This is a genomic window from Achromobacter sp. Marseille-Q0513 (genome assembly GCF_018195695.1).
Lineage (GTDB): Bacteria > Pseudomonadota > Gammaproteobacteria > Burkholderiales > Burkholderiaceae_B > Achromobacter.
Genome location: NZ_JAGTJY010000267.1, coordinates 1 through 5726 on the forward strand (window position 1 = coordinate 1; position 5726 = coordinate 5726).

The 5726-nt window shown below is 60.8% G+C and carries 4 protein-coding genes; all 4 read right to left on the reverse strand.

Translation table 11 applies throughout. The annotated features are described in order from the left end of the window. Positions 1–1252: ATP-binding protein (locus KDH83_RS29010; protein ID WP_212322179.1), on the reverse strand; the 1252-nt coding region annotated here is incomplete at its 3' end. Continuing rightward, entirely contained in the window at positions 1249–2910 is a 1662-nt protein-coding gene (locus tag KDH83_RS29015; RefSeq protein ID WP_212322181.1) for a DNA cytosine methyltransferase, read from the reverse strand. The genes KDH83_RS29010 and KDH83_RS29015, both read right to left, overlap by 4 nt. Positions 2911–3672: 762 nt before the next feature. Then, the gene (locus KDH83_RS29020) at positions 3673–4893 is read right to left on the reverse strand and encodes an MFS transporter (protein WP_212322183.1); all 1221 of its coding nucleotides are present in this window, start codon (positions 4891–4893) and stop codon (positions 3673–3675) included. 222 nt (positions 4894–5115) lie between these two features. Beyond that, positions 5116–5726, reverse strand: a 611-nt coding sequence (locus KDH83_RS29025) for a GGDEF domain-containing protein (RefSeq protein WP_212322185.1), incomplete at its 5' end; no start/stop codon positions are given.

Genomic DNA, 5726 nt, shown 5'->3' on the forward strand with positions numbered 1-5726 from the left:
GCCGACGCCGGCCAGCCGGTACAGCGTCTGTGGCGGCAGGTCCACCCGTTCGCACCGGCGCCCCCCGGTCGGCGGCCGGTCCCCGGCCCGAGGAGGCGGGGTGGGGGCGGGTCGGGGGGGGGGGGGGCATGCCGCCACCGCCAGTGCCTTTTTCGCCTGCGCGGTAGGCGGCGTTAGCGAGTTTCACAACTGGACCAACGGCCTTCAGCATGTCGTCGCGAATGACGGCAGGTAACACCACACGCATTTTCGGCACGTTGATTTTGAATTCTTCGTCAAGCTTAGGGCTGAAGTACAACGCAACGCGAGCGAGCTTGTTGTGTTCATCGAGCGTGCGCAGGTTGCTCCAGCCGCCACTTTGAATCATGCGGTCCGCTCGGTAGATGTAAAAGCCCTGTTGTCGATTCCATTTGTTGGGGCCCGAGGCACGACTGAATGCCTCGGGGCTCGAGAATTTCGCCTGCGCTGGGAGAACGTAAGGCTCCAAGACCACGTCCGACTTCCCCTTTTCCTGCTCGATTCGGAGAACAACGGGTTCGAGTTTCTGGGTATTGCCCTCAGCTCGGGCAAAGGGATCCCACGGCACGACTTTGTTTCCATTCAGATAAATCGCTAGGCGCTTACCCCGGACAGCACCTTCGAGAAACCTGTGGAACACCATGGCAACATGTTCCTCAAGTGCGCGGCACATGGCGGTCAGTTGCTTGCGAGCCATCTCACCGTCTGGTCGTTTGTAGCCGAGGATTCGGTCCAGTCGCTCCCAGATGACTACGGTACCGGTGGTCTCCTTGAGGTGCTGACGTGCTTGTGGCTGCAGGTCGGTGGACTTCACCGGAAGTATTTCCCAACGATTTGTCGCCTCTATGTGGCCGAGGTCCCAACAGTAGGCGTTGATGTCCGCTCGTCCTTCGTTCTGGCGGGACGCGACTGTCAACCTCAGACACTGACTCAATGACGCAGTCTTAAGACCTAGGCCAAACTTTCCGAGGTCTTCAGCGTCGTAATCCCGCTCAGCTCCAAAGCGAAGTGCTTCTCTAAGCTGTGCAGCAGACATGCCAATACCGTTGTCGGCAATCATGACGTAAGAGTCCTCGCCGTTCCACTCTACATCCAGACGAATGGTATTGGCACAGGCCTCAATTGAATTGTCGATGAGGTCGGCTACTGCTGCTGCGAACTCGTACCCCATGTCACGCAAGGAACGAATCAAGCGCTTTGCGCTCGGGATGACCTCAACACCATTGACACTCATCTGGTTTTCCTTCCTGTGGGTGATTGCACGTTGCTTAAACATGCTGTAGCTACTGCTCCGGCAATAACGGCTGCGGAGCAGTAGTACTCGTCTTCTGAAAGCATCCCGTCGTCAAAGCGTCTACGTGCTTCTATAGCCACGGGTATTAACTCAACGGGCCATCCACTGCGGACATAAACCGGTTCAATGACGAAGCTCACGCCGCGTTTTGGCCCTAGGCTTAGTGTCTTTCCATTATCCGAGGCTGCATCCGGGTGAAGATTCGGATGAAGAAATCCCACAGCCCACCACGCCCTTAGAAAATCGTCTTTTGATAAATTGGCTAATGGGCGAAGATAAGTGGATTCAACGAAGTTCTCTAACAATTCAACGGCAGCGTTACGGCCGTCAGGTAGTTCAATGTCCAATCGAGGTGCAAGATTGTCTCCGTCGTGAGCAGCACTGATGTACTCAAGGACGGCAATCCCCATCGCTTTGCCAACCAAGGGAGGGACGGCGTTTCCGATCTGCGCGAACGAGTTAGTTCTTGCCTCTGGAAGCGTAAACGTATCGGGAAAGCTCTGAACGCGAGCTGCCTCGCGAGGTGTGAGCGATCTCGTCTGCGTCGGGTGGATAAACATCAACCCGTCCTTTTTCAGATGCGCCACAATGGTTGAACACAGTTGGTCACGATGCTGCCGCGTATACCGGTCCTTGAAGTTCTCACGATCATACGGGAACTCCATTTCCACGCCTCGAGCCAACGCATGTTTGCTGTTCTCACCTTCGTGGAGCCGGGCGAAGTCTCGCATGTCGCGCAGACTGTGAGAACGTGCTGAATGGGCGGTGAGGGCTTTCGTCTTGTCAGCTTGGAGCACATCATAGATATACCGGGTGCCGTACTTCTCGATGTGCTTTTCTCTCAAAGAGCTGTCGTACTGACGTTCGTACTGCTCATCGCCTGCGAGGATTGCGGGCAGGTCGCCTATTGCCTCACCGAGCGAGACTAATGGCTGCAGTTCTTCGCCGTCATTGTCGCGGGCGTGAGTAGGCCGGATGTACCTGTCGGGGATGAACAGGGGAAGTTCGCGCCGCGTCCCGATGATGAGCTGGCGGATGCGTTTCTGCGGAACGCCGAAACGCCATGCCTCAACCTCGTACGGAATGACGCGGTAGCCAAGCTCTCGGCTCTCAACTTGGAGTCGGGTGAAGAACTCTCCCCCTGCTGCTGACTTGATGCCAGGGACGTTCTCCATGATGAAGACCGACGGCTGGTAATAATTCACAAACCGCAAAAATTCCTGATAGAGGTCTCTGCGTGCGTCGTGCACCAAGCGGCCTCCGTGGTTCGAGCCGTCCACCATCCGGGCCTTTGAGAATCCCTGACATGGCGGTCCGCCAACGATTACGTTAATAGGCACCGAGCCGCCGAGAAGCTCGTCCAAGTCCTTTGGACTGAACTTGGTCAGGTCACGAACCAGTCCGAGGGCACTCTTCGTATGGTTTGCTTTGAATGTCTCGATTGCCGATTGGTTAGAGTCCACGGCGGCCTTGCAGACTAAGCCGGCCGCTTCTAATCCTAGAGAGAATCCCCCGCATCCCGAGAAAAGGTCGAGGAAAGTTAACGGTGTACTGGTCTTGCTTTCGTTTCCTGTCAATGCTGTTTTTGCTTTATCCATTCGTTCCACGCAGGTCCGTAATCGCCGACGCACTGTTCAATAGCGCATTTGCGCCGTTTCTAGCCGAAACACCTGGCCGGACAAGACGGCCGGATCTGACAGTTGCTTCTAAGAGGTTTTTCGCCTTGGTCTAAATGTTATCCCTGCAAGGGTGTTGATGGTTACATATTGTACAGGGTGACGTGCGGTGGAAGACAGCGTTTGCACGCACTCTGGATTTTCTCATCGATATATCACCTTATGGAGTCTCCACTTGGAGGCTCGGGCAGCGCTGCTGCTCTGCTCTCATCATCCAAGAGGTCGATATGCCCTTTTTTTGCCCCCGCTGCGAGTCGCAGAACATCATCACCCTCGACTACGGTCGCAAGACCGGTACGGTTATCGGGACTACAGCTGGCGCCGCCAGCAGTGCCGCTGCTGCCTTGGGGGGGGGCGCGCAAACCGGTGCGACGCTCGGCATGGTTGCCGGGCCGGTTGGCTCGCTCTTCGGCGGTTTGGCCGGTGCTCTTATGGGCGCACTGGTTGGCGGTGATTCCTTGTAAAGCCGCATGGATAAAGGATCTATCTGATTCCAGAGGCATCCGGATCGGACCGCCCCAATCCTACTTTTATGTGCTTTGAGAGCAGAGGGTCGCGAGTTCGAATCCCGCCGCCCCGACCAATTAAATCAAAGGCTTAGCTCACATTCTGGGCTAAGCCTTTTTGTTTGCACGCGCGGAGCTGAATCTGCTTGAACAAGCGCGCTGGCACCGCGGCTCGGCATCAGCTTTCTTTGGCGCCGGCCAGGGAGGATCGTCGATTCGCCCTCACGGCATCGTGGACTGTCAGGACAGCGCCCAGGCCCAGGCCCGCCAGGAAGACGGTCGCGGCCAGAGTGGGCTTCCCTTGCGCGAGCAGTGTCGCCGCCAGCGGGAGGAACGACAAAATGGACAGGTTGTTCAAGGTTTCCGCCGCCGCCAGCGCCGCGCCCTTGTCGCGGTCCGCGCGGTTGGCCAGCACCGTGGTGGCCAACGGGGCGCCTGCCCCCAGGGATGCTCCCCACGCGGCCAGACAGGCGAGCGCGCCCCACAAGGGCAAGGGCGGCAGGTAGAACGCGGCGACCGATGCGACGAGCAGCACATTGGTGATGAACAGCGCGCGTTCCTCGCCGGAACCCAGGCGTCGCAGCGCGCCGGCGGAAAGATTGCCCACGGCGAGTCCGATGCCGAATGCGGCCGTGCTCAGTCCGACCTGGGCCACGTCCAGGGCATAGCGCAGGCGCAGGACTTCTCCCGACAGCAGAAAGGCGGCGACACCTGTCCCGTTCCACAGTCCCTTGGCGAGCAGGGGGCGCACGATGTCCGGCTTGCGCAGCCATCGCAGCGGGCGCTGCGCGGCCGGAACCGTCGCCGCCGTTGAGGCGCGACCGCCGGGCATGGCCATGCGGCCGACGAGAAAGGCGGCGAGGCAGCCCGCCGAGACCAGCAAGAAAGGCGCGCGCCAGCCTATCCAGCCGGTGAGAACACCGGCGATGGCCGGGCCGGTCGCGATGCCCGCCGTCATGCCGAGCATGACGACGCCCATCGCCGCCGCATGACGCTGGCGCGGCAAGCGTTCGGAGACCAACGCGAAGGCGTTGGGAATGATGACGGCCGAGGCCAGGCCGCCAAGAATCCGCAGCGCCACCGCTATTTCAAAGGTGGGCGCGAGCGCGATGCCCAAGCCGTCCAACGCGAACAGGAACAGGGCGATCAGCAGGAGTCGACGCCGTCCGATGCGGTCTGACAGATGTCCGAAGACGGGCGCGGCGAGCGCATACGCAAGGGCATAGCTGGAGACCAGCCAGGTGATCTGGCCGGAATCGACGCCGAAGGCGCGACCGAGCGGGTCCAGCATCGCCGAGAGCATGAACTCGCTCGCGCCGACGAAGAACACCGACATGGAAAGCATGGACAACAACGGGCCGTTGTTGCCCGCAAGAGCAATCGTTTTGGAATGGGGCATGCCTTTCCTCGTGTAAACACACGTGTGGGGAAGGGGGGAAGCGTGGAGAGATCAATGCCGCCAGGGAGGCGGCGCGTCACCGGGACGGTGGCGGGGAATGACGGAGTGCGCTTGGCAGGGGTGGCCGCAAGGACCGGAGAGCATCAGGGCCGGCGGCGCGCCGGATCAGATGCGCCATGATAGGTGCTTGCGGCGGGCTTTTCAAGCCGCGCCGCCTGTGCGTCACTCGCCCGTATCGCCGGCGCCCGACGCCGCCGCCCGATGCGAGCGCGTGGCGGTCGCGTAGCGGTTTCGGCCGGCGGCCTTGGCCCTGTACAGCGCCTTGTCCGCTTCCTGCAGCAGCCGGCTCAAGGTGTCGCCATCGTCCGGAAAGACCGCGATGCCGATGGATCCGCTCAGATCCACGAGCACGCCGGGGTAGGGGGCGGCAAGCGCCGCGTTCAGGTTCCTGGCGACCTGTTCGGCGGCATCCTGGCCGCCGGCGTCCAGCAGCACCACGAATTCGTCTCCGCCAAAGCGCGACAGCACGTCCGAGCCGCGCAGCGCGCCGCTCATGCGCTCGGCCGCGATCTTCAGGATCCGGTCGCCGGTGCCGTGGCCATAGGTATCGTTGACGCTCTTGAAGCGGTCCAGGTCGATCGCCAGGATGGCGACGGAACGCGAGGTGCGCGCCGCCGCCGCCAGCGCGTGGGACGCCAGTTCCGTGAAGAGCACGCGGTTGCACAGCGAGGTCAGCGGGTCATGGTAGGCGAGCCTTTGCGTATCGGACAGCATCTGGCCGGCGTGGCGCAATGCGCTGCCCAGCAGGGCGGTTTCGCGATACCGGGTGGGCG

Coding starts and splice junctions, on each gene's coding strand:
- KDH83_RS29015 (WP_212322181.1), bottom strand. CDS start 2,910: ATGGATAAAGCAAAAACAGCATTGACAGGAAACGAAAGCAAGACCAGT.
- KDH83_RS29020 (WP_212322183.1), bottom strand. CDS start 4,893: ATGCCCCATTCCAAAACGATTGCTCTTGCGGGCAACAACGGCCCGTTG.